This window comes from Klebsiella sp. CN_Kp073 (assembly GCF_040065495.2).
GTDB classification, from domain to species: domain Bacteria; phylum Pseudomonadota; class Gammaproteobacteria; order Enterobacterales; family Enterobacteriaceae; genus Klebsiella; species Klebsiella aerogenes.
In genome coordinates this window covers 3,055,860-3,078,130 of the sequence record NZ_CM198051.1, presented here as the reverse complement: position 1 = coordinate 3,078,130, position 22,271 = coordinate 3,055,860, and the positions used below count along the sequence as shown (strand labels likewise).

General features: G+C 51.9%; 39 protein-coding genes and 1 pseudogene. 38 read left to right on the top strand and 2 right to left on the bottom strand.

Annotated features, from left to right (window positions below):
• Window positions 1–8: 8 nt before the first annotated feature.
• Complete coding sequence (locus ABLV66_RS14940) at window positions 9–215, bottom strand: phage encoded cell division inhibitor protein (protein WP_015705909.1); 207 nt, start codon at window positions 213–215, stop codon at window positions 9–11.
• On the opposite strand from ABLV66_RS14940, the gene ABLV66_RS14935 reads away from it, so the two are divergent.
• Window positions 214–924, top strand: coding sequence for a hypothetical protein (locus tag ABLV66_RS14935; RefSeq protein ID WP_348877123.1), 711 nt, complete (start codon window positions 214–216; stop codon window positions 922–924). The two genes, ABLV66_RS14940 and ABLV66_RS14935, sit on opposite strands and share 2 nt — an antisense overlap.
• Before the next feature lie 308 nt (window positions 925–1,232).
• Window positions 1,233–1,439, top strand: a complete 207-nt coding sequence (locus ABLV66_RS14930) for a hypothetical protein (RefSeq protein WP_348877122.1) — start codon at window positions 1,233–1,235, stop codon at window positions 1,437–1,439.
• 265 nt (window positions 1,440–1,704) lie between these two features.
• Here the strand turns inward: ABLV66_RS14930 and relB are convergent, their stop codons facing one another.
• Entirely contained in the window at window positions 1,705–2,400 is a 696-nt protein-coding gene (relB, locus tag ABLV66_RS14925) for a type II toxin-antitoxin system RelB family anti-toxin (protein ID WP_463135301.1), read from the bottom strand.
• 104 nt (window positions 2,401–2,504) lie between these two features.
• Between relB and ABLV66_RS14920 the strand changes: the two genes are divergently transcribed.
• The 36 genes and pseudogenes from ABLV66_RS14920 (at window position 2,505) to ABLV66_RS14745 (ending at window position 22,242) form a co-directional block, all read left to right on the top strand.
• Window positions 2,505–2,735: a transcriptional regulator gene (locus ABLV66_RS14920; RefSeq protein WP_015705720.1), complete on the top strand. Its 231-nt coding sequence runs from the start codon at window positions 2,505–2,507 to the stop codon at window positions 2,733–2,735.
• A 94-nt stretch (window positions 2,736–2,829) separates the two neighbouring features.
• Complete coding sequence (locus ABLV66_RS14915) at window positions 2,830–3,372, top strand: toxin YdaT domain-containing protein (protein WP_348877121.1); 543 nt, start codon at window positions 2,830–2,832, stop codon at window positions 3,370–3,372.
• Window positions 3,373–3,457: 85 nt separating this feature from the next.
• Complete coding sequence (locus ABLV66_RS14910) at window positions 3,458–4,387, top strand: replication protein (protein ID WP_348877120.1); 930 nt, start codon at window positions 3,458–3,460, stop codon at window positions 4,385–4,387.
• Window positions 4,387–4,977, top strand: a complete 591-nt coding sequence (locus ABLV66_RS14905; protein WP_348877119.1) for a DUF6475 domain-containing protein — start codon at window positions 4,387–4,389, stop codon at window positions 4,975–4,977. The genes ABLV66_RS14910 and ABLV66_RS14905 overlap by 1 nt, the downstream gene beginning before the upstream one ends.
• Complete coding sequence (locus tag ABLV66_RS14900; RefSeq protein WP_193129491.1) at window positions 4,977–5,276, top strand: protein ren; 300 nt, start codon at window positions 4,977–4,979, stop codon at window positions 5,274–5,276. The genes ABLV66_RS14905 and ABLV66_RS14900 overlap by 1 nt, the downstream gene beginning before the upstream one ends.
• Entirely contained in the window at window positions 5,273–5,677 is a 405-nt protein-coding gene (locus tag ABLV66_RS14895) for a hypothetical protein (protein WP_348877118.1), read from the top strand. Before ABLV66_RS14900 ends, ABLV66_RS14895 begins: the two co-directional genes overlap by 4 nt.
• A complete protein-coding gene (locus ABLV66_RS14890; RefSeq protein ID WP_101704066.1) occupies window positions 5,674–5,994 on the top strand; it encodes a hypothetical protein in 321 nt (106 codons plus the stop codon). Before ABLV66_RS14895 ends, ABLV66_RS14890 begins: the two co-directional genes overlap by 4 nt.
• Window positions 5,991–6,455: an ead/Ea22-like family protein gene (locus tag ABLV66_RS14885; RefSeq protein WP_348877117.1), complete on the top strand. Its 465-nt coding sequence runs from the start codon at window positions 5,991–5,993 to the stop codon at window positions 6,453–6,455. Before ABLV66_RS14890 ends, ABLV66_RS14885 begins: the two co-directional genes overlap by 4 nt.
• Before the next feature lie 172 nt (window positions 6,456–6,627).
• Window positions 6,628–7,434 carry a hypothetical protein gene (locus ABLV66_RS14880; protein WP_348877116.1) on the top strand — a complete coding sequence of 269 codons (807 nt, stop codon included), beginning with the start codon at window positions 6,628–6,630 and terminating at the stop codon, window positions 7,432–7,434.
• The gene (locus tag ABLV66_RS14875) at window positions 7,434–7,574 is read left to right on the top strand and encodes a hypothetical protein (protein ID WP_348877115.1); all 141 of its coding nucleotides are present in this window, start codon (window positions 7,434–7,436) and stop codon (window positions 7,572–7,574) included. The genes ABLV66_RS14880 and ABLV66_RS14875 overlap by 1 nt, the downstream gene beginning before the upstream one ends.
• A 330-nt stretch (window positions 7,575–7,904) precedes the next feature.
• A complete protein-coding gene (locus ABLV66_RS14870; protein ID WP_348877114.1) occupies window positions 7,905–8,162 on the top strand; it encodes a DNA polymerase III subunit theta in 258 nt (85 codons plus the stop codon).
• Window positions 8,163–8,282: 120 nt separating this feature from the next.
• Window positions 8,283–8,351, top strand: a pseudogene (locus tag ABLV66_RS14865) (hypothetical protein); the annotation flags it as partial.
• Complete coding sequence (locus ABLV66_RS14860) at window positions 8,348–8,797, top strand: recombination protein NinB (RefSeq protein WP_348877113.1); 450 nt, start codon at window positions 8,348–8,350, stop codon at window positions 8,795–8,797. The pseudogene ABLV66_RS14865 and the gene ABLV66_RS14860, both read left to right, overlap by 4 nt.
• Window positions 8,790–8,960 carry a NinE family protein gene (locus tag ABLV66_RS14855; RefSeq protein WP_348877112.1) on the top strand — a complete coding sequence of 57 codons (171 nt, stop codon included), beginning with the start codon at window positions 8,790–8,792 and terminating at the stop codon, window positions 8,958–8,960. The genes ABLV66_RS14860 and ABLV66_RS14855 overlap by 8 nt, the downstream gene beginning before the upstream one ends.
• Window positions 8,953–9,534, top strand: a complete 582-nt coding sequence (locus ABLV66_RS14850) for a recombination protein NinG (RefSeq protein ID WP_348877111.1) — start codon at window positions 8,953–8,955, stop codon at window positions 9,532–9,534. The genes ABLV66_RS14855 and ABLV66_RS14850 overlap by 8 nt, the downstream gene beginning before the upstream one ends.
• Window positions 9,531–9,671 (top strand): YlcG family protein, encoded by a 141-nt coding sequence (locus ABLV66_RS14845; RefSeq protein ID WP_348877110.1) that lies wholly within the window; start codon window positions 9,531–9,533, stop codon window positions 9,669–9,671. The genes ABLV66_RS14850 and ABLV66_RS14845 overlap by 4 nt, the downstream gene beginning before the upstream one ends.
• Complete coding sequence (locus ABLV66_RS14840) at window positions 9,668–10,480, top strand: antitermination protein Q (protein WP_348877109.1); 813 nt, start codon at window positions 9,668–9,670, stop codon at window positions 10,478–10,480. The genes ABLV66_RS14845 and ABLV66_RS14840 overlap by 4 nt, the downstream gene beginning before the upstream one ends.
• A gap of 307 nt (window positions 10,481–10,787) precedes the next feature.
• The gene (locus tag ABLV66_RS14835) at window positions 10,788–11,186 is read left to right on the top strand and encodes a putative holin (protein WP_047063140.1); all 399 of its coding nucleotides are present in this window, start codon (window positions 10,788–10,790) and stop codon (window positions 11,184–11,186) included.
• Window positions 11,183–11,461: a phage holin family protein gene (locus ABLV66_RS14830; RefSeq protein ID WP_047063138.1), complete on the top strand. Its 279-nt coding sequence runs from the start codon at window positions 11,183–11,185 to the stop codon at window positions 11,459–11,461. The genes ABLV66_RS14835 and ABLV66_RS14830 overlap by 4 nt, the downstream gene beginning before the upstream one ends.
• Window positions 11,458–12,000: a glycoside hydrolase family 108 protein gene (locus ABLV66_RS14825; protein ID WP_348877108.1), complete on the top strand. Its 543-nt coding sequence runs from the start codon at window positions 11,458–11,460 to the stop codon at window positions 11,998–12,000. The genes ABLV66_RS14830 and ABLV66_RS14825 overlap by 4 nt, the downstream gene beginning before the upstream one ends.
• Window positions 11,997–12,275 carry a hypothetical protein gene (locus ABLV66_RS14820; RefSeq protein WP_348877107.1) on the top strand — a complete coding sequence of 93 codons (279 nt, stop codon included), beginning with the start codon at window positions 11,997–11,999 and terminating at the stop codon, window positions 12,273–12,275. The genes ABLV66_RS14825 and ABLV66_RS14820 overlap by 4 nt, the downstream gene beginning before the upstream one ends.
• On the top strand, window positions 12,226–12,414 hold the full coding sequence (locus ABLV66_RS14815) for a hypothetical protein (protein ID WP_285198693.1): 189 nt from the start codon (window positions 12,226–12,228) through the stop codon (window positions 12,412–12,414). Before ABLV66_RS14820 ends, ABLV66_RS14815 begins: the two co-directional genes overlap by 50 nt.
• Before the next feature lie 197 nt (window positions 12,415–12,611).
• Complete coding sequence (locus tag ABLV66_RS14810) at window positions 12,612–13,250, top strand: putative metallopeptidase (protein ID WP_348877106.1); 639 nt, start codon at window positions 12,612–12,614, stop codon at window positions 13,248–13,250.
• Window positions 13,251–13,280: 30 nt separating this feature from the next.
• Window positions 13,281–13,748, top strand: a complete 468-nt coding sequence (locus ABLV66_RS14805) for a DUF2280 domain-containing protein (protein ID WP_348877105.1) — start codon at window positions 13,281–13,283, stop codon at window positions 13,746–13,748.
• Window positions 13,732–15,051: a PBSX family phage terminase large subunit gene (locus ABLV66_RS14800; protein WP_348877104.1), complete on the top strand. Its 1,320-nt coding sequence runs from the start codon at window positions 13,732–13,734 to the stop codon at window positions 15,049–15,051. The genes ABLV66_RS14805 and ABLV66_RS14800 overlap by 17 nt, the downstream gene beginning before the upstream one ends.
• Window positions 15,052–15,069: 18 nt before the next feature.
• Window positions 15,070–16,419 carry an anti-CBASS protein Acb1 family protein gene (locus ABLV66_RS14795; protein WP_348877103.1) on the top strand — a complete coding sequence of 450 codons (1,350 nt, stop codon included), beginning with the start codon at window positions 15,070–15,072 and terminating at the stop codon, window positions 16,417–16,419.
• Entirely contained in the window at window positions 16,379–17,305 is a 927-nt protein-coding gene (locus ABLV66_RS14790) for a phage minor head protein (protein WP_348877102.1), read from the top strand. The genes ABLV66_RS14795 and ABLV66_RS14790 overlap by 41 nt, the downstream gene beginning before the upstream one ends.
• A 2-nt stretch (window positions 17,306–17,307) precedes the next feature.
• Window positions 17,308–18,573: a hypothetical protein gene (locus ABLV66_RS14785; RefSeq protein ID WP_348877101.1), complete on the top strand. Its 1,266-nt coding sequence runs from the start codon at window positions 17,308–17,310 to the stop codon at window positions 18,571–18,573.
• 12 nt (window positions 18,574–18,585) lie between these two features.
• Complete coding sequence (locus ABLV66_RS14780; protein WP_059290652.1) at window positions 18,586–19,035, top strand: gp53 minor capsid family protein; 450 nt, start codon at window positions 18,586–18,588, stop codon at window positions 19,033–19,035.
• 17 nt (window positions 19,036–19,052) lie between these two features.
• Window positions 19,053–20,129, top strand: a complete 1,077-nt coding sequence (locus ABLV66_RS14775; protein WP_348877100.1) for a major capsid protein — start codon at window positions 19,053–19,055, stop codon at window positions 20,127–20,129.
• A gap of 9 nt (window positions 20,130–20,138) precedes the next feature.
• A complete protein-coding gene (locus ABLV66_RS14770; RefSeq protein WP_348877099.1) occupies window positions 20,139–20,432 on the top strand; it encodes a hypothetical protein in 294 nt (97 codons plus the stop codon).
• A 62-nt stretch (window positions 20,433–20,494) separates the two neighbouring features.
• Window positions 20,495–20,899 (top strand): DUF7370 family protein, encoded by a 405-nt coding sequence (locus ABLV66_RS14765; protein ID WP_040239892.1) that lies wholly within the window; start codon window positions 20,495–20,497, stop codon window positions 20,897–20,899.
• Window positions 20,896–21,069: a hypothetical protein gene (locus ABLV66_RS14760; protein WP_348877098.1), complete on the top strand. Its 174-nt coding sequence runs from the start codon at window positions 20,896–20,898 to the stop codon at window positions 21,067–21,069. The genes ABLV66_RS14765 and ABLV66_RS14760 overlap by 4 nt, the downstream gene beginning before the upstream one ends.
• Entirely contained in the window at window positions 21,069–21,419 is a 351-nt protein-coding gene (locus ABLV66_RS14755; RefSeq protein ID WP_203069844.1) for a hypothetical protein, read from the top strand. The genes ABLV66_RS14760 and ABLV66_RS14755 overlap by 1 nt, the downstream gene beginning before the upstream one ends.
• A gap of 2 nt (window positions 21,420–21,421) precedes the next feature.
• Window positions 21,422–21,862, top strand: coding sequence for a hypothetical protein (locus tag ABLV66_RS14750; RefSeq protein ID WP_032646322.1), 441 nt, complete (start codon window positions 21,422–21,424; stop codon window positions 21,860–21,862).
• Complete coding sequence (locus tag ABLV66_RS14745) at window positions 21,859–22,242, top strand: phage tail termination protein (protein WP_047746632.1); 384 nt, start codon at window positions 21,859–21,861, stop codon at window positions 22,240–22,242. Before ABLV66_RS14750 ends, ABLV66_RS14745 begins: the two co-directional genes overlap by 4 nt.
• Window positions 22,243–22,271 lie beyond the last annotated feature (29 nt).

The window sequence follows — 22,271 nt, the reverse complement described above, 5'->3', positions numbered from 1 at the left end:
TTGGTTGGTTAGTTGCTTAATCCGTTTCCTCGTCCATCGAGGTAGATCTCGATAAGCAGGGCTTTGGTGTAGGTACGTTCGCAGCCGCGGTGAAGGTACAACTTGCCGCGCTTGTGAGCTGATGCCGTCCAGGTGCCATCGCGATGCTTAACCAGCATGCCAGGCTGAACGGCGCCGCGGTTAACGGTCTGGGTACCGTAGTGCTGACTAATCATGGAAGACCTCCATCACAAACAAGGCAATCAGCAGGTATATGGCTATCAAGCCAATGCAGATGCGGGTCAGGTTTCGCCAGCACCGGCGCGACATACCGCAACGACCATCATCAAATTCATCGTGATTCATATCACCCTCGTTGCCTTATCGCCGGCCAGCGGAACAAGAAAGACTTCTGCGCTTAATCTCTGGCGGTGGATGGCCGCCGGTTGTCATAACGAAACAGGCTCTTTGAACCCGTTTGGGTATGAAAAAAGCCGCTTGTTAGGCGGCTCTGAGTTTGTTGACGTAATTCATGCAAGCCGTAGGGCTGCATGTTCGCCATTTAGTTTTATGCTGCATCCGCTTGCTTGGCGGGTAGTAAGCAACACTGCCTTGCGGTGTGCGAAATATGAGGGTATTTTCTCCCTCTTCGAACTCAACTCCATTACGCTGAAAGAATGCCTTCATCCCTTCATGTGCCGAGTTGCGCGCTTTCCTGCGCCGCTCTTTAAGTTCTGGCTTCATGTCTCGCCAAAACTCGCCCATCGTATAATCGTCGTCTGCCATAAAACCCTCTGTCGCTACCTGCTAATGCGGGAGAAATGCTTAATTCAGCCCAGCCCACTCAATTTCGAATGGACTGGAATAAATCTGTTTGCGCTTCGCACCTCTCATCCCGTCCGTGTTTCCCGTTCTCACGCCTTTATCGCTCTCGCGAGGGGGTAGCCTCACACCGACCGGATCGCGCCCGGTGCTACGCCGCACATTTGCGTTGGGGTCTAAACAGGATTACCGAGTGCTGTTCCGACTTTGCATGTTGTTAAAAAGCAGGCGACTTGCTGTCCGCCGCGGCTTAACTCTGGTGGCCGCATCGATGTTTCGTTTCGATGGACTTATTAAAAACCATAGTTGTTTTATCGTCAACAACAATAGTTGTTAATGTGGTTGTTTTGGTTTTATGTGGTTGTAGGTAAACGGAATTTATTTTTTATGTTGGTGTGGTATGCTCAAAAAAACATCATTAGGGGATGGGAATGGAACGAGATGAACTTGCAGATGACCGTATGGCCTTCATGGCTGGAGAGGTTGGGTGTGTAGTATTCGAGCTGATTTATAATGGCATTGAGATCAACAAAGAGAACATTGTCGGATTTCTGGAGAGAAAGCGTAAGGCTGTAGGCAATGTCATTCACAAGGGGTTGCTGCGCGACGCCGCAGAGATGGTGCGGAAAGGGAAGTAGGAGAATAAAAACCCGGCGCGTTGGCCGGGCAGTGCGTGTATAGCGACGTTCTCAACTCTCTGCAAAGCGGGGGCTTATCATGCTTGGTCAATCAAAGTCATCCCGCTCATCCTTCCGCTTGAAGAAAACCTTATCCAGCCTTAGCACGATCCCAACCAACCCGATAATCAGTAAAGTAATCAGTATGGGGATAACCAAGTCAGACATGCTTCCTCTGCATTTCTACGGAGTTACTAGAACACTTAACAGTCCAAATAAACAGGATCTACCCATGCTTTCTGTATGTTTGCGGCATGCTGCCAATAACTTTGCCGAACACAAAAACACGATTCATCTCGTCTTTTTCGATGGGTTCCCACGGTACATAGGTTTTGTTATCCGATATCACAATAAGCTTATCCTTCATCATTTGAAGGCGCTTAACGTGAGCTGTCTCATCGTAGAGGAATGCATAAATCCCATCCCCATCGAAGCGCTGAACGCTGATATCGACGAAAAGAAGATCTCCAGGCTCGATAGTCCCGCTCATGCTATCGCCACGGACGTTAATTATTCTGATTTGATCAGCTTTGCGTCCATTAAACATCTGGCGAGCATCAGATTCTGAGTACTCGACTGAACGCAGAACTTCAATGAACTCATTGTTAATTATGCCAGGGCCTGCACTTACTGTGAGATCAAGAACGTCAACCCTGAAAGTGTCTGAAGCTGAATTTCTGGATTGAACCTTGGCTGCGTTTTCTCCGACGGTATTCATCACACCTTCACCGGAACTTAGCCATTCTGGTTGAACCCCTAGAGCGTTGGCGATCTCTACCAGCTTGGTCGTTTGATTTGCTTTGCCAGTTTCAATCTTCTGTATAGCCGCTTGGCTTACCCCAACTAACTCCCCGAGAGCCTTTTGAGTAAGGCCTCGTTTAGAGCGCGCTTCTTTGAGTCGTTCTGCGAGTGTCGTTTTCATAGTTCAAATGTACAACCGTGGTTTTATTCCATCAAACGAAAATGGTTGTTGACTAAATACAACCATAGTTTTATTCTTCTTTCATATTCACTACGGAGGTTGTTATGAACCCAGTAATTAAAACCGCAATCAGTATTGTCGGTTCTCAGAAAAAACTGGGCGATGCCTGCGAAGTTTCTCAGCAGGCCGTTTACAAGTGGCTGCATAACAAAGCGAAGGTTTCCCCTGAGCACGTTGGCAGCATTGTTAGCGCCACTGGAGGGGCAATCAAGGCTCACCAGATTCGCCCTGACTTGCCGACATTGTTCCCGAATGCCGAGAAGTCAGTAGCTTAGTGTTCCAGATTTAAACGCTCTTTAACAATCAGGAAATTAAATCTAACGGCTGAATTATCAGCCATTTGGAAACTATTTAACTAAGGGAATGCAAATGCAATCACTTACGTATCAACACAATACCGGATTCGTTCCGGCAGCGATGATAAATCGCGCTCAAACAAAACAGGATCACGATCATGACCTGATCCGAGATGCAGTAAGAGCCTGGGCGTCGGCTATCGACAATCAGGACGTGGTATCAGCTCTGATTATCAACGAGTACCGGGAGCAGGGCGGCGATTCAATCAGCTTTCCTGACGATATCAGCCGTGCCAGGCAGAAACTCTTTCGCTTTCTCGATAACCGGTTTGATTCGGATCAGTACCGCGAGAACGTTCGCCACCTGACACCAGCAATCATGGCCGTATTACCGCTCGAATTCCGCACCAAGCTGGCGCCGCAGAACGACACTATGTCGTTGATAGCTTCGGCAATGAAAGAGTGTGCTGAGGCCAAGCAGGCAGTGCTTCTTAACGCGCCTGAGCATCAGAAACTGAAGGAGGTAAGCGAGGGTATAGCTTCGCTGTTTCGCCTCATGCCGGAGCAGGTAGGCCCACTGATGACGATGGTGACATCGATGCTGGGGGTTATGTGAGAACTACAGAAATGGCGAAAGCCGCGGTGCTGCAACACCAACGGCTTTCAGGTGGAATTAACTGGATCAATTCACAGGAGCAATTATGGCAAACACCGCCGAAGTAATCAATTTTCCTGTGCCTGACGTGGCACTTAAGGAGCCGCGCGTGGCAGATATTGACGACGGCTATACACGGATTGCTAACGAACTTCTGGAGCACATAGCAAGTGCTGATTTAACTGCTCGTCAGCTAAAACTGATGCTGGCATACATCCGGAAAACATACGGTTTCAACAAAAAAGCAGATCGCATTGCTGATGAGCAAATTGCTCAGCTGACAGGTTTATCCAGGCAGAACGTAAACAAAGCAAAAAGGGAATTGCTTTCAATGAATTGCCTGATTGTTGAAGGCAATAAAATTGGCGTAAACAAGGCGGTTTCTGAGTGGAAATTCAGCAAGTGTCTCCAAGTTAGTAATCTTGTCTCTAAGCCAGAGACAAAGAGTGTCTCCAAGTTAGCGACAAATGAAGTCTCTGAGTTAGAGACACACAAAAGACATTATTTAAAGACAACTTTAAAGACAGATCTTACCCCTATAGTCCCCACGGGGGACGAGTGTGATAAACCAGTTTTTGATGAAGCTGTTCAGGACGAACCGAAAACCGATCCTGTCAGGAGGGTTTTCACACACTGGCAAACAGAACACCACCACCAGTCTGCAAAACTGGATGACAAACGACGCAAGCGCATCAAGGCCAGACTTGCTGAAGGTTTCACCGCAGATGAACTCTGCCGGGCAATATCTGGCGCCAAAGGTGATCCCTGGCTGATGGGCAAGAACCCCTCCAAGAAACGATATGACGGCGTAGAAACCATTCTGCGTGACGCCGCACAGGTCGAAAGACTGCGCGACCTGGCGGGAGATGAGCACGCTATGGCGGTCGCACAAGGCCAGTACTCGGCAACCACTGCACGCAACCTCGAAACCCTCCAGCGCTGGGCTGGCGGCACTGATTCAGGAGAGCTTTTCTGATGAACGATTCTGAAAAACCAAAGTTCGCCCAGTCCATGGCGGCGATCGGGGAGATTTACGGCAAGGATATCTCCGAAGTGATGATTGGCATCTACTGGAATGCCCTTAAGCCATACCCGGTTGAAGACGTGATGCGCTCTTTTCAGGGGCATACCCGAGACACCGACAACGGTCAGTTTTTCCCTAAGCCAGCCGATCTCCTGCGTCACATCGAAGGGAACAAAGACGGGAAGGCGCTGATGGCCTGGTCGAAGGCCTACAAGGCAATTTGCAGTTACGGCCGCCGCAACAGTGTTGTGTTTGACGACCCGACCATTCACGCAGTCATCGCCGACATGGGAGGGTGGATTGAGTTTGCTGGAATGAGCGAAGAAGAAATGCCATTCCGGGCTCGCGAGTTCGAAAAACGCTACCGCTCTTACCTGATTACCGGTGTTAGCAAGTGTGAAACGGTGATGATCGGCATGGATGACGCGCAAAACATCCGCTCAGGCTTCCAGCGCGAACCAATGCCATTCCTGATTGGCGAGAGAGATAAGGCCAAACTCATCCGCAACGGACAGGTATTAATCGAAAACAGGTGGTGCTGATGAAAGGTAAACAGGCAATTCTGCGTTATCTCGAAACGCACCGTACCTTCACTGCGAAGGATGTGGCTACTGAGTGCGGAATGACGATCAACTGCATCACGAAGAATGCCATTGAGCTTGAGCGGGCCAATAAGCTTGTTCGTTTAAGCAAGGTCTGGCGAACGGTTACATATCGGATGGCTTCACCTGAAGAGCAGGAAGGAACGGCACGCAGTTGCACCAATCAGATTTTCAACGAGTGCCGGCAGAGCCCGGTTATGAAACGAATTTTAGCGGTCTACGGGAGAGCGCAGGCATGAATAACGAACTCACAGCAGCACTGTTAACTATCGATAAATGCCGCGAGCTTTCAGGCTGCCCGGCTGGCGTAGACCTGCAGGACTGGGTGAAGCAGTTGGCGGCGGAGAACTTGGCGCTGAAAGTCATTGTTTCTGAAATTAACAATGAGCTTTACGGTCAGGGATTTGAGGTTGCAGGCTGGCATCTGAATGGTGCGCTTGAACCACTGGACAATTGGTTTACTGATAACGGATGGGGTGAGCCTGAAACCCCCGCCACCGATCGCATCGTAGCCGAAGCTGAGGCGCGCGGAATTGAAAAGGGCATTGCACACCTTGAGAACAAATTCAGCAATATCGGCGTTCAGATTATGAATCTGCAATGGTTGGCTGATTCGCTGCGCGAGGGGGCCGACAAATGAGCAAGTCACTCAGCTTTACTGATAATCATTTTCTTAGCGTTCGTGTCGATGAAATTTGCTCCTCAGTTCCTACTTTTACGACTAAACAGGCGGCACTCGATGCTGGTTCATTGTTCGGCTGGCGTTCAGCTGTTCGCATTGAAAGACGTTTCGAGAAGGTTTGGGTTGTCGGTAAGCGGTGCTTTCAGGACGACCATGTTGCAGGCCTTAATTTCGATTCCTGGCGATTTCCTCTGCTTAAGTGGGTGCAAGAAAACGGCGTAACTAAATGCCCGGTTCTTACCGTCCGTAGGTTTAAACAGGAGCGTGCAGCGTGACCAATATCACCGAACTGGAGCAGAGCCTGAAAGCGGCAGCAGAGAAAGCGACTCCTGGCCAATGGATGCGGTCAAGCGTGCTATTTAACAGCATTACCAATATCGCCAATCCAATGGAGCAGGGCAATAAACCTCACGTAGCTAACACCTCAGAGAAGCGTGACGCTGAATTCATCGCTCTGGCCAACCCTGCCAACATCCTCGCGCTGGTAGAGGCGCTGGAGAAGGCGCAGGAGACGATTGCATTTCAGCAAGGAGAAATTAAAGCGCTTTTGTCGTCGTTGGAGTCCCGCACCGTCACCGTGAAGCTGCCGCCAAAAATTGAGCGTAACGATGCTGACGGCTGGTTTATGTACAACGGCGGTCGCGTCGGTGGTGGCGCTGCTGAGTGGTACAACAAGGCGCTGGATGATGTCGGCTCAGAACTTACCGCCGTTGGCATCAAGTGGGAGGCTGAGTGATACGTAAATCATCAATGGCAATAGCAATTGCTCTTGGCTACATAGGGACTGCTTACGTGGAATGGAAAGGATTGAGAGAAGCACTTAGTCCGCAGGGTTATCCGGTTTCAAATCGCCATACCGGGAAGGCCGCAGAACGCCGAAACGCCAAACGCCGCAGGAGAGCAAAGCAATGACCAATAACCAGTTAACCAAAGAATGGCTACAGCAGACTATCGCCGAACTGGAATCTGTACGCGATGAAATTCCGTTCGGAATTGACACAAATAGCGGATTAGAGCTGGCTGCTTTCAAGATAGCGCTGGCCGCAATGGACAGCGAGCCGGTAGCGTGGTTGGCGATTTATCACGGAGAGGTGTACGACGAAGCGATCGGCATTACTCGCTCCGTTGTTGAGGCTCAAGCGGACCATTTTGGCTGGGAGTCGGCGTTAACGGAAATTATCCCGCTTTACCGCCACGCGCAGCCAGAGCCGGTAGTGCCGGAGGAAATGAAAATCCCTACCATTGACGAATGGGAGAATAAATCAGTTTTCATGGAGATGTTTGGTATGGCAACAGGCTGGAACGCCTTCCGCGCCGCCATGCTCCAGTCTGGTACCCTCACCAGTGAGGATACCAAACAATTTGAACCTGTAACGACGGCTTACAAGTTGCCGGAAACGCAGTTTAAACAGGTTGCTGACCTCTATGCCATTACCTCGCCAACAGGCAGCGAAACAACTTTCACATTTGACCCAGTGGAGGCGGCAAACTTCAAAGATGGCGGATGGAGTGTGCAGGAATACGTCGAACTTGAGCGATTGCAGGAATCGCTGACCGGCAACTATCCGGTAATTCAGGATGGTTACGTGATGGCACCGAAGGAGCCGACGAAGGAGATTCTCGACGAGTTCGATTCAATTATCGACTATGGCGCAGAAGACTCTGTAGACGCCTGGCGCAGACTGCTCGCAGCCGCCCCGCAGGAGGTGAAGTGATGTCTACCATGACTTTCGTCGTTGAGTTCGAAGAAGGGAAAGAGCCGCCGGTACATGCGCACATGGAGGTGTTTGGCGGGAAGGTTATCGCAGTGGCTTTCCGTGACGCATTGGAAGAGCCGGAAGAGGATGAAGACTGATGCCTAAATCCCCAGCAGAACGCAAAGCCCGAATAGTGGGAAAATTGTAGAAAATAAAACGCCGGGGTTGCCCCCGGCGCTCCAGTTTGCTGTACGATCTGGGTTTCCCCTCAGTCACCGCTTATCCTTTATCCGTAGATAATGGTTTCGATATATGCCCGGGGTGACTATCTTCGTTAACCAGCCAAAAAACTAATTAACAGATATCGCGGGTAAGTTCAAAAACTGGGTCAAGGCTTACCTCCTTAGCGACACAGCTCGCATACTCTAATACACTGGACCTACGATTCTATATTTTGCTGGCGAGCTGTCAATCAGGAGCAAATAAAAATGTCACAGTGGAACATTGCAGCCAAGCCGAAAGACGAACAAGACAAGGTCAACGTCGATCTAGCGGCATCCGGCGTCGCCTACAAAGAGCGCCTGAACATGCCTGTGATAGCAGAGCAGGTTGCCAGAGAACAGCCGGAGCACCTCCGGGAGTACTTTATGGAACGAGTTCGCTACTACCGCGAGCAGAGCATCAAACTTCCTCGCGCTTCTGATCCGCGCTACATCGAAATGGCCGAGCAGAACGCCAAAAAGTAGTTTTGATTTTCCGTTATCAACCAGCCATAATCATGTCATCGGAGCCTGAACAACTCCGGTGACTTCTGCGCTTTGAGGGGACTCAAAGTGCAAACGACAATCAGAACACCTTTCAACCAGTCACAGATGCAGAAATGCACCTGCGATTTTCTGCATTCTGCGTTTTATCTCTCAGGAGGTGAAGCGTGAAGCAACAATTCCACCTCGTCAACGAAAGCGTTAAGCAGAACGCTATCAACTTCATCCGCACTTTACCGGTTGACCAGAAGCGGCCACTAATTCTCGACATCAAAGAGATGACTCGCACGCTGGATCAGAATCGCAAGATGTGGCCACTCCTTAAAGACCTGTCTGACCAGGTTACCTGGTTCGAGAACAAATACGATTCCGACGACTGGAAAGATCTCATCACGGCGATGGTAGCTAAGGCCAAAAAACAAGAACAAAGAATGGCGCCCGGACTTGATGGCGGCGTTGTGATGTTTGGTCAGCGTACCAGCAAGATGACCGTTCGCCAGATGGTAGAGGTCATTGAGGCTATCTACTGGTTCGGCACACAGCAGGGCGTCAAGTTCAGCGAGAAATCCCGCCTCGAAATCGAATGGGCTAAAGAGTGGGGTGAGCAGCATGGTTAACCAAATGGCTCGCGTCATGAATGATCACATCTTTAAGGTGAGGACACGTAGCAAGCGCAAGCAGGAACCAAGCCCATCAGAAATACCAACACTGCTCGGATATACCGCCGGTCTCGTTGATAAGAAATGGCTGCGCCTGGCGGCAAGGGGGAAGCGTGGCTAAGAAACCCCAGCGCCGCTGCAAAATCTGCCGGGCTAAATTCACCCCAGCATTCGAAAACCATCGTTGGTGCTGCCCTGAGCATGGCGCTGAATATGCCATGAAGGAACTTGAGAAGAAACGCGAAAAGCAGGCGCATGCGAAAGCGAAGAAAGAGCGCGCCGAATGGCGCAAACGCAAGGCCGCGGTGAAACCTCTCAGGCACTGGGAGGATATGACCCAACGTGTCGTTAATGACTTTATCCGCGAACGTGACCACGACCTGCCGTGCATCAGCTGCGGCACGTTCGATACGGTGCAATGGGAAGCCGGTCATTACCGTTCCCGCGGTAAAGCATCGCACCTGCGCTACAACGAGGACAACATTCACAAGCAGTGCCATCACTGCAACGTGCAGATGTCAGGAAACCAGCAGCAGTACCGCCTTGGCCTGGTAGAGAAAATCGGTGCTGAGCGCGTCGAGGCGCTGGAAAACAACAACACCCCTCACCGATACACCATCGAAGAACTGGAAGGCATCAGGCGCCATTACAGCGCGCTACGCCGTGCGCTAATAAAACAACGGGAGGCCGCATGAGCCGTGACGTTATCGAACGCATCCGCGACCGCTGGCACAAGCTCCGCCTCTGCCGGCACCGCGGAACAGTAATGACCGATTATCGAATTTTGAAAAACTTTGTCCGCATTTATCAGTCTCTGGGAGAAATAGCATGAACCTTGAATCCATCGCTAAATACTTTGCGCCTAAATCACCAATGTTCAGCGATTCCCCGCGCGCGACCGCATCTGATTCACTTACCGGAACGGATGTGATGGCCGCTCTTGGGCTGGTTAAAGCTAAGTGTGGCTTTGGTTTCGATCTTTACCTGGCAAAGATTGGCATCAGCAGCCCGGAGCCTGCCATTGAGGCCCTCTTTAATGCTTCTATTGAAATATCCAGAGAGTTCAAAGCAGTCACCCAACTCAATGAGAATACTCGCCGCCGGGTACTCGAAATCATGTGTGCTTTTGCATACCAGGATTATGCCAGAAGCGCGGCAAGCGTGCGTCAGTGTACCTGCTGTAATGGTGCTGGTTTCATTGATGCTGAGGTCTTCACAACCAAGGTTCATTACCCGGATGGAAAACCACCAAAATGGGCGGCCATTACCAAAGGTGTTTTCCCTTCCTACTGGGAGGAGTGGAAATCAGTACGTGAAGGGGTGCGTGTGTTGTGCTCGGCCTGCAACGGAAAGGGCGTTATCAGTAACGCATGCCGCTGTCATGGAAAGGGGAAAGTGGTTGATCAGAAAGAAAGCCAACTGCAGGGCGTCCCGGTGATGAAGGAGTGCGGGAAATGTTCTGGCCGCGGCTATGCTCGCATCCCCGCAGAAAACGTGCGTAAGGCGCTGTGTTCTGATGTGATGGAAATAAGCCAGCCGACATGGTCCCGCAATTTTAAACCGCTCTATGAGTTGTTGGTCACTCGCTGCCATGCTGAAGAATCACAAGCCGATGCAGAATTAAAAAACGTAACACGATAAATTCATTTTGTTGGGTATTTCTCATAATTTAGATGCAAGGTCTTGCATGTTTGAATAAAAAGGACTAATCTCACACCAACGATGGGAAATTCTGCTCAACGTTTAATGAATCACTAAAAGCCTCGGTAAAACACCGGGGCTTTTTTTTCGTCTGAAGTAAACCCGGCGCAAACAAATCCCGCTACCCAGGGATCATTACGGTCAGAGAGCCGTTTAATTGCTCGCTATCCTTGCCCGCTTCCCGCGGGCTTTTCTATTTTGACCATCAGAATTTATCTGGTGGCATGCCTCTACACACGGAATAACTATGTCTGAGCCATTAACCATTGCAGGCGGAGTTGCATCCGCAACCGTCGGTGTGACGTTCGCCTCTATGTTCCCGGAGGCGACGCCCGGCGTAATGTTATGCGCACTTGCCGGGGCAGCAATGTATGTGCTGACCTCAGAACCTCATCAACTTTGGAAGCAGTTCCTGTTTGCTGTGATTTCATTCATGGGCGGCGTTTTCTTCTCGACATCGATGGCGAAAATCCTGGCCGGTTTGATCAACGCAGCTCTCAGCTTTTTGCAGCCGCCAGTAGTGATAGAAGTATCACCTAATATCGGCGCGCTGGTGGCTGCTTCCATTTCCGTGGCAGTTCTGCTGCGTATTCTCGCAAAGTCAAAAAGCGTGAAGATGCCAGGGCTGGAGGAGGAAGACAAATGACATGGCAAACCATCTTTCTGGATGTGAACGCCATTGTTTGCGTGCTCATCGTAGTGAGGCTGATGTTCTTTAGTAAATCGGGAAGGCGTCATCGCCCGGCCGTCGCGGTCATGGCATACCTGATAATCCTGTCTGCTGGCTACATAGCCTTCAGCATTCTTTTCGGGAAGTATTTGCAGGTCGATCCCGGTGAGTTATTCCTGAATATTGGTGTCTGCATCGCAGTCTGGCGCGCGGACGGGAACCTTGCAAAAGTGGTGAAGGTGAGTCAGTGACTAAAGACAATATTTTCGATGCCATTCTTGGTAAAGAGGGCGGATATGTCGATCACCCAAACGACAAGGGTGGACCGACGAACTGGGGAATTACCCAAGCCACAGCACGGGCTCATGGCTATGCCGGAGATATGCGTAACCTCACCCGCGAACAAGCGCTAAGCATCCTTGAAGCGGATTACTGGTACGACCCACGATTTGACCAGGTTGCATCGGTTTCTTCAGCAATCGCTGCAGAACTTTGTGATACCGGCGTAAACATGGGGCCATCAGTCCCAGTGAAATGGTTACAGCGTTGGTTGAATGCCTTCAACAATCAGCAAAAGCTCTACCCTGACTTGGTTGCAGATGGACAAATTGGACCGCGTAGCATAAGCGCCCTGAAGTCATATCTGGCAGCGAGAGGGAAAGATGGTGAAGAGGTAATGCTTCGCGCACTGAATTGCAGTCAGGGCCAGCGTTACCTCGAACTGGCAGAAGGTCGGCCGGCAAACGAGTCATTTGTCTATGGCTGGGTGAAAGAGCGCGTAAAGCTATGACAAAACTCAAAGCCATCCTGGTGTTTATTGCCACAACTGCAATCCTGGTGCTTGGCGCGTTTGGGTTCGGTCGGATGCGAGGACGTGAAATCGCCAAAACCGAATCTGATAAAGAACGCACTGAAGAGAAAGCCGCTGCTAGCGTCGCAGCAGCTGAACGGAAAGAGGAAGCCACCAGAGAGGCCAGCAATGTACAGCAGACTGTTAGCCATATGCCTGATGACGATGTTGATCGGGAGCTGCGCGAAAAGTTTACCCGCCCCGGTGGTGGTTGATACGGCCTGCAGTTGGGTACGAATTATCTACCTGACAGACCACGATATCGATGTGCTGGATAAGCAGACCAAGCGCGACATACTGGCGCACAACAAATCGGTGCTGGCCAACTGCCCGAATCTAAACGCTACCCGGTGACAGCCCATGACGATATGCACGCTTTCAGTCGAAGTAAAAAGCCGCTGGTGGCTGCCGCTATATCTAAAAACGCTGACGTTATTCTGCCAGATTGTTCAGCGAGAGCCTGATTACGTAAAGGTATCTGCATTCATTGTGAAGTATGGCATCAGCCAGAAGTTGAAACATGAAACTGCAAAGAAATAACGGAGTACCCAATGGCGAACGATGATGAGCGCAGGCCATATCCTCCGGTTAACTTCATCGGCTCCGATAACTGGCAGCCATACACCAGGCTCATTCCTGCCAACGAAGTGCATGAGTGGGTTAACAGGCAAATACTCATCGACACCGGAAGCATCTATAACCCAGACCATGGGCATCTTCTCGATGCTGACCTCTGCTTTATGTGGGCGTCTGATTCTTTCGCGAAGAAAGGGCGTTATGTTCTCGGTCAGGCCGAACAGGTAATGCTTCGCGCCGGCGGTTGGCAGAAAGCCAGAATGGAACAGCAGATGCATGAATGGTTCGGGCGCATACCGAAGTTCATCATCACGCTGGCGGCCGATTACTGCTCACAGTGCAGTGACCTTGAATTTTGCGCGCTGGTGGAGCATGAGCTTTACCACATAGCCCAGGCTACCGATGATTTCGGCGCGCCAAAGTTCAACAAAGAGACCGGGCAGCCAGTTCTTACTCTGCGCGGACACGATGTCGAAGAGTTTGTTGGTGTGGTCAGGCGTTACGGTGCCAGTAAGGATGTGCAGGAAATGGTTGATGCGGCAAACAAGCCCGCGGAGGTTGCTCATCTCGATGTTGTCAGGGCGTGCGGGACTTGCATGCTGAAACTGGCTTAATTTTGGAATGCTTTGGAAGGATGGTTATCTATGGCTGCACTAAAACCTGAAGTGAAAGCCGCCATCGTTCAAATGCTTGCGTGCTATGACAGCCTGTCAATTGTTGTCGAGTCTATCCAAAAAGATTACGGATTAAAGGTCACACCTCAGCAAGTTGAATCGCATGATCCAACGAAGGTAAGCGGCAAGAGGCTGGCTAAAAAGTGGGTTGACCTCTTCAATGCTACCCGCGAACGATTCCTGAATGAAATCTCCGATATCCCGATCGCGAACAAAGCCTATCGCCTGCGCGTCCTGCAGCGAATGTCCATGACTGCCGAAAACATGAAGAACATTGGCATGACGGCTCAGCTACTGGAGCAGGCAGCGAAGGAGGTAGGTGAAGCTTACAGCAACAAGCAGAAGGTCGAGCACACCAGCCCTGACGGAAGCATGACGCCGCGGCCAACGACGATCAGACTGGTAGGAGTAGAGCCAACTAATGGAAAATCAGGTTGACCTGCAAATCCCGGCGAAACTTGTTCCTGTATTCGCGACAGAGGGCATTCGCTATCGCGGCGCTCATGGTGGCCGCGGTTCCGCAAAGACGCGCACATTCGCGCTGATGAGCGCGGTTAAAGCGTATCAGGCAGCAGAGAGTGGATTAAGCGGCGTCATTCTCTGTGCTCGCGAGTTTATGAACTCCCTCGAAGAGTCATCAATGGAGGAAGTAAAACAGGCGATCCGGTCTGTTCCCTGGCTGGATGATTACTTCGATATCGGCGAAAAATACATCCGCACCAAAAACCGCAACGTCAGCTACGTCTTCTGCGGCTTGCGTCACAACCTCGACAGTATTAAGTCAAAGGCGCGCATTCTGGTTGCATGGGTAGATGAGGCTGAGTCGGTATCGGCGACTGCCTGGAAGAAGCTGCGCCCGACTGTGCGAGAAAATGGCTCTGAAATCTGGGTGACCTGGAACCCGGAGAAAGACGGCAGCGCCACTGACAAGCTCTTCAGAAAGAACCCGCCGAAAAGCTCGATGATTGTCGAAATGAATTACAGCGACAATCCATGGTTCCCGGATGTACTAGAAGAAGAGCGCCTCGAAGATCTGGAAAACCTCGACTACGCCGATTATGCGTGGATTTGGGAAGGCGCCTATCTGGAGAACTCAGATAAACAGGTGCTGGCGAATAAATACGTCGTGCAGAGTTTCGAAGATGACCTCTGGAAGAAATCAGAACGCCTGCTATTTGGTGCTGACTTCGGCTTCGCAAAAGACCCGAGCACGCTTATTCGCATGTTCATTCTGGATAACAACCTCTACATCGAATACGAGGCCTACGGCAACGGGGTAGAGCTTGACGATATGTGGAAGTTCTACGCTGGCAAAACCGATGCCACACCGAAACAACTTGAAGACTGGAAGGTTACTGACGAGGCGAAATTCCCCGGCATACCCGAGGCTCGAAAATGGCCTATCAAAGCTGATAATTCCAGACCTGAAACTATCAGCCATATCAAGGGACAGGGATTCAATATCTCAGCAGCTCAGAAATGGCAGGGCAGCGTTGAGGATGGCATTACCTGTCTACGTGGCTTTAAGAAAATCTTCATTCATCCACGCTGCAAAGAGACAGCGAAAGAGGCTCGGCTTTACTCGTACAAAACGGACCGGATCACTGGCGAAGTCTTGCCAGTTATTGAGGACAAAAACAACCACTGTTGGGATGGTGTCCGGTACGGTCTGGACGGGTATATCAAACGTAAACCTCAGTCGATGGGAATGATGATTCCAAAACGCCTTCAGGGCAGATAATCCAACTACGGACAAACCATGACTGACAAATTAACTCTCGCCGTCAACCATGCGTTGAACGATGCGCGAATGGCGCGCGCCCGTATGGGGCTGATGGCGCCTACAATGGGGCTGGACAATAAGCGCCATTCTGCATGGTGTGAGTATGGCTTCCCTGAACAGGTAACCTACGAAAACCTTTATGCCCTGTACCGCCGAGGTGGTATTGCTCATGGAGCCGTTGAAAAGTTAGTGGGCAAGTGCTGGCAGACGAACCCGGAACTCATTGAGGGTGACGACGCTGACGAGAGCAAGGATGAAACCCCTTGGGAGAAGAGCGCCAAAAAGGTTTTCACTAAACGACTCTGGCGCGCTTTTGCTGAAGCGGACCGCCGTCGTTTGGTCGGTCGCTATGCTGGAATCCTGCTTCACATCAACGATTCCAGAAAATGGGATCAGCCGGTTGTTCGCGGGAAGTCACTCAAAAAGGTAACGATCGCATGGGCCGGTTCGTTAACTGTCAGTCATTGGGTCACTGACGAAAATTCGGCAGACTACGGGCAGCCAAAGCAGTGGAAATACGTTGAGAGTCTGCCAAATGGAGGGACAAATCAGCGTTTTGTACATCCCGATCGCGTTTTCATCCTTGGTGATTATTCTAACGATGCCATTGGCTTCCTTGAACCTGGCTATAACGCCTGCGTCAGCCTAGAGAAGGTTGAAGGCGGGTCAGGTGAGGCATTCCTGAAGAACGCCGCTAATAAGCAGAGCATTAATTTCGACAAAGACGTTGATTTCAACAACCTTGCTTCTTTGTACGGCGTATCTGTTGATGAACTTCAGGAGAGATATAACGATGCTGCCAGAGAGTTAAACATCGGTAATGACGTTCTTCTGATTACTCAGGGTGCCCAGGTAACGTCGATGGTGTCGGCAGTTTCAGATCCTGACCCTACCTATAACGTCAACCTGCAAACCTTTGCCGCTTCTGTCGATGAGCCGGTGAAAATTCTGGTGGGGATGCAAACTGGCGAAAGGGCGAGCACTGAAGATCAGAAGTATATGAATGCTCGCTGCCAGTCACGCCGCGGTGACCTGTCATTCGAAATTGAAGACTTCAGTGACAAGCTCATCGACCTAAAAATCATTGATGCTGTCAGCGAGAAGACGGTTATCTGGGATGACCTAAACGAGCAAACTGGAACTGAGAAGCTCGCCAATGCCAAAACCATGGCAGAGATTAACCAGACGTTCCAGGGCAGCGGAGAGAATCCAGCGTTCAGTCGTGAAGAGATTCGTACGGCAGCGGGTTATGAAAACGTTGATGAATTTCCATTAGGAGAAGAGGATGGCAACGAAGAAAACGAAGCCACCGATTCTACCGCGTAACTATCAGGATCCGACGGGAGCCGATACGCTCGAACGCAGGGCAATGAAAGATTTCGCCAGGCGGATGAATAAGATTGGCAAAGCGTACAAATCAGCACTCGACAAAATACCTTCCTCCCTCGCAGTAAACGCCAGATACGAATACCAGCTAAACCCAACATTACTCTCAATCATCCTGAATGATGCCAGTTATCTGGTAGATCAGGTGCTGCTGGATGGGAACGAGTACGACCTGTGGTTTTACGAGTATGTCGATTTGGCGTCAGAGAAAGGCACAGGCCAGTCATTCTACAACCTTAGCCAGCAGTCGCCTGTGTATGCCGCCGGGCGTGAGTCACTGGCCTCAATCCTCGCAAGTGACCCATACCAGCAACGCATGGCGCTGGTGCATGCGCGTGTGTTTGAGGAAATGAAAGGCCTGAGTGCAGAAGTGAAGCGCGATATGGCTCGCGTGCTGACTGATGGTGTAGGGCGAGGGCTTAACCCGCTGGATATCGCCAGGAACCTTACCGCACAGACTGGCATCGAAAAACGTCGGGCGAACCGGATAGCTCGCACCGAAGTGACTACAGCACTGCGTCGGGCTAAATGGGATGAAGATCAGGAGGCGAACGACCTCTACGGACTAAAAACGCTTCTGGTTCACATCTCAGCACTGTCACCGACAACCCGACATACCCACGCAGTACGCCACGCACACCTTTACACCAACGAAGAGGTCCGTGACTGGTACAGCAAGGACGGTAACTCCATCAATTGCAAATGCAGCCAGCAATCGGTGCTGGTGGATGCGGACGGTAACCCGGAGTACCCGGACACCATCAAGAAACTCAAACAGGAATACAAATCGATGCAGGCGCGCGGTTACGCCTGGGCGGAGAAATAACTATGCCTATGCAGGTCAATATCACCACTAAGGTGAATAGCCAGTCTATCCGACGCGAAACGTACAACGGGCGTGAGCATCTGGTGCTGCCGAGTTACACGCTTCCGGCGAACGTCGTCATGAACGGCGGGCTGTACACGGAAGATGAAATCAATGCCCACTATCAGGGGCTAGAAGGCACTCTGGCGCCGCTGGGGCACCCACAGGTTAACGGCCAGTTCGTATCCGCGTTTTCTCCTGAAGGGATTAATGCCGGCCATATCGGCGCATGGAACCGTAACGTTAAGAAGTCCGGTAATCGCATTTACCTCGAAAAGTGGGTTGATGTGGCCCGCGCCGGCGAGTCTGAGGGCGGAAAGGAATTGCTTGAACGTGTCGCTGCTATTGAGCGAGGTGAAGATGTCCCGCCAATTCACACCAGCGTGGCGGCATTCCTCGACCAGCTCGAACCAAATGAACAGCAGCGCGCAACAGGTGCCGATTGGGTAGCAAAAATCCACAGCATGGACCATGACGCGATCCTGCTTCATGAAGTTGGAGCCGCTACCCCTGAGCAGGGCGTTGGCCTGATGGTTAACGCCGACCTGGCACAGCCGCTAAAAGCTAACTCTGGCGCGCTGGTGGGCGAATCCTACCGGGAGCGAGAGCAGCGACTCGACCGGGCAGCCAAAGCGAAGTTTGCACCAGGTGAAAACGAATATGCCTGGGTGGCTGATTTCACTGACTCGCAAGCGGTAATCATCCGTAACGGCGGCAATGCTGAGGTGTTTGGTTACAAGTCAGAAGGCGGGGTTATCACCTTCGACGATACCGGCACCGCAGTTGCACGACAGGAGTCGTGGGTGGCCGTCGTCGCCAATAAACTCAAATCTCTATTCACACCGCAGGAACAGCCTGCACCAAACCACAAAACGGAGGGCGACATGCCTTTAACCAAAGAAGAACTGGAACAAATCGGCAGCATGATCGGCCAGGCTGTTGCGACCAATACCGAAGCGGCTATTAAGCCTCTTGCAGAAAAGGTTGATGCGCTACAGGCCAATCATCAGAAACTCGCGGAAACCCTGACTGCTAACTCCCGCGCTGAAGAGAAAGCAAAGCGTGAGGCGGTAGCGAAAGTCCACGGCGATATCGTCGCCAATGCGCTTTCAGGCGATGCCCTGGACGCAATGTTCAAGTCGCTGGGTGAAGCTGCTCCGCTGGGCGCTAACAATGCTCAGCTGCCGAAAGAAACTGGCGCGCCTGCCGCATCTGAATACTTCAAATAAGGAGCCGGAATAATGGCACGTTATCGTCGCGTCAATATTGACGGTCAGTCTCTGTACAAGACTGAAACCCGTACTACGTCAGCCGCGTTGCTTCCAGGTACTGCGGCAACTATTAACTCATCCGATCAATTTGCTCAGGCCACTGCGCTAACTGGCCGACTGTACATCATCGATGTTGGTTATCACCAGGGCTTGACCATCACTGAATCAATCCCTGCCGGTGATTCTGCCGTCGGAAACTATGTCGAAGAAGGCAGAGAGTTGGCGCTGCGCTGCCTGCCTGGCGCGTATAAGAAAGATAGCCCGATCAAACTGGGAACTGCTGGTCAGTTCACCCTCGCAACCTCTGACACTGATTCAGTGATCGGCTACAGCCAGGATGAATACACCATTGCGGCCAGCACCACCGACTTCATTCGCGTGCGCATGCGCGTTGGCACCGTCGCCGCAGCTGGCGCGTAACAAAAGGACAAACACTTATGTACTTCTCTAAAGAGACGCTGGCGACTAACTCCCGCCTCGGCGGGCACTGGAGCGAGTTGTGGGCAAACCGCAACATGTGGAACCGGCAGAACGATTCCATCATTGCGGCTAACCGCGAAATCATGACTCCTGACATGCTGGCCTGTAACGCAGTTGGTGGTTTCTCCCGTGACTTCTGGGCTGAGATTGATAACCAGGTACTGCAACTGCGCGATCAGGAAGTTGGCATGGAAATCGTGAACGACCTGATCGGCGTTCAGACGGTGCTGCCGGTTGGTAAAACCGCCAAACTGTATAACGTTGTAGGCGACATCGCCGACGACGTGTCAGTAAGCATTGATGGCCAAGCGCCGTTCTCGTTCGATCACACTGACTATGCGAGCGACGGTGACCCGATTCCGGTGTTCACTGCTGGTTATGGCGTTAACTGGCGTCATGCCGCTGGTCTGAACTCAGTGGGAATTGATCTGGTGCTGGACTCGCAGATGGCGAAGATGCGTAAGTTCAACCAGAAGCGCGTCAACTACTACCTGAACGGCGATTCAAAAATTCAGGTTCAGTCCTATCCGGCGCAGGGCATCAAGAACCACCGCAACACCAAGAAGATTAACCTCGGATCTGGTGCTGGTGGCGCGAACATCGACCTGACAACCGCAACCACCGAGCAGATCATTGAGTTCTTCGGTAAAGGTGCGTTCGGTACTACTGCGCGTGCTAATAAGGTTTCTTCCTATGATGTCATGTGGGTGTCTAACGAGATTTGGGCGAACCTGGCTAAGCCGTATGTAGTCAACGGTGTTATCAGTGGTAACGTTCTGCAAGCCGTCCTGCCATTTGCCCCTGTTAAGGAAATTCGACCAACCTTCGCGTTCTCCGGTAACGAGTTTATCGCGTACGTTCGTCGCCGTGACGTGATCTCCCCACTGGTGGGTATGGCTGTAGGCGTTGTTCCGCTGCCGCGCCCACTGCCTAATGTTAACTACAACTTCCAGATCATGTCTGCTGAAGGCCTGCAAATCACTGCAGATGATCAGGGCCTGTCTGGTGTTGTCTACGGCGCTAACCTGGCGTAAGGAAACAGCATGGATAAATACGAAGTTGTGCGTCCATGGTTCGGTGTGAAGGTTGGCGACGTGGTCGAGTTGAAAGAGCTTCATCCGGCACTGAAGTCTAACGTCCGCGCAATGAAGGGCGAAGCTGGTGGTGAGCTTACCCCGTCGACACCTGGTGCCGGTACTGGCGAGAAATCTCGCAAAGAGATTATTCAGGACCGCCTTACTGAGCTGGGCATTGAGTTCAAAGGCACCCTGGGCGCTGAAAAGCTCAGTGAGCTGTTGCCGGATGGCGAACTCGAAAAGCTTTTCCCTGCTGAATAACAGCCGCCGCTAAGGCGGTTTTTTTATGCCCCGCTCCGGCGGGGTATTTCACGGAGTCGATAATGGTAACTCTTGAACAGGCAAAGGAGTATCTGGAAGGTCAGGGAATTACCATTCCCGATTTTGTGCTGCAGGCGTTCGTTGATGAGGCGAACAGCATTCAGGAATGCCTTGATGCGCATTACCCGGCATCTACCGCCTTGCTGATTCAGCTCTACCTGTTAGCGCTGATGGGGCTCGGGAGTGGAGATAAATACATTTCCAGCCAGACGGCACCAAGCGGGGCATCCCGATCATTCCGTTACCAGTCATTCTCTGACCGATGGAAGGCATCAGTAAACCTGCTGCGCAGTCTGGATAAGTACGGGTGCGCCAGCGCGCTGATTCCTGCCGATCCAACTGCTGCTCCAGCATTCGCCGGCATTTGGATTGGCAAAGGGGGCTGTATGTGTGGTGGCAACAAATGAAATGGATATCCGTAAAAGAACGCCATCCGCGTTCATTCGTCCGTGTCTGGGTGATGACCGATACCGGGCGGGAGACTACCGGATACGTGAAATCGGACGGCGAGTGGTTCATCAACTGCCTGCGCATCCGGGCGACCGGCGCGAAGGTGCTGCGCTGGAAGGAGGGATGATGTCATCGGTAGCGAACTGGTCATACACAGCCACTGCGACCATCTGGCGCAAGGTTGGCGGAAACGATGAGATAGGTGACCCGCTGGGCTATGCAGCTCCTGAGCAAATCCTCTGCGATTACGAGGGCGGGCTCAGCAAGAAGTTAGCCAGCCTGGGCGCTGAAATCGTCGTGAAGAACACCGTCTGGACGGAGTTTGCGCTGGCGGCCGCAGGTGATTACCTGCTGATTGGCGTATCGACCGAAGCCGACCCGGTGGTGGCCGGCGCCGACGAGGTGAGGCAGGTTATCCGCTACGCCGACACGTTCGAGCGAGTGGCGGATGATTACGCCATCCTGACGGGAGTGTAGCCATGGGCATCAAAGTGAAGGGCATCAGCCAGGCGAAAAAGCACCTGAACGATGTCATCAACGACGTGAAGGGGCGAAAGGTAATCCGCGCGCTGCAGTCGGCGATGATTCTCATCGGTGCGCGGGCGGCCTATTACACCCCGATCGACACCTCCACGCTGATTAACAGCCAATTTCGGGAGATCGACGCTGGCGGAGTATTCATTACCGGGCGCATCGGCTACTCAGCGAACTATGCCGCGTATGTTCATGAGGCGTCAGGTAAGCTGAAAGGTCAGCCGCGCGCGCACTTTGGTACGACCCGTTCCGGTCAGCAGTTCGGCGGAGGGACAGGAACGGGCAACTACTGGGACCCTCACGGTGAGCCTCAATTCCTGACCAAAGGCGCGAATGATGAGCGCGATAACGTAGACGCGGTGATGCGCAAGGAGCTTTCGCTATGACGCCCATGATGCACGAGCGGGTGCGCAACATGTTCGTCGACGCCGGGCTCACGACCGGCTTCACGGTGCAGCAGCTGATGTACGACGACCCGAAGGACTTGGCTAAAGCCATAATCGTCTTCAGGCCAAACGGCGGCTCGAATATCCGTACTGACCTCGGCTCTGAGTATCACGTCCTGGTTGATGTCGTAGGCGCGAAGGACAAGCGCAAAGACGCGCTCAACGCCGTGCAGCGCATCGTTGATTACGTCCAGGCCAACCCCATGGCTGACGAGTGTGTCGGCTACATCCAGAACATGGGCGCAATCCCAGCGCCGGTGCTCACAGAAGAAGGGCGAATAGTCTTCCGACTCCAGTTCGCCTGCACTTACGGCGAATAGCCATCCCAACCAAATAACCCGCTCCGGCG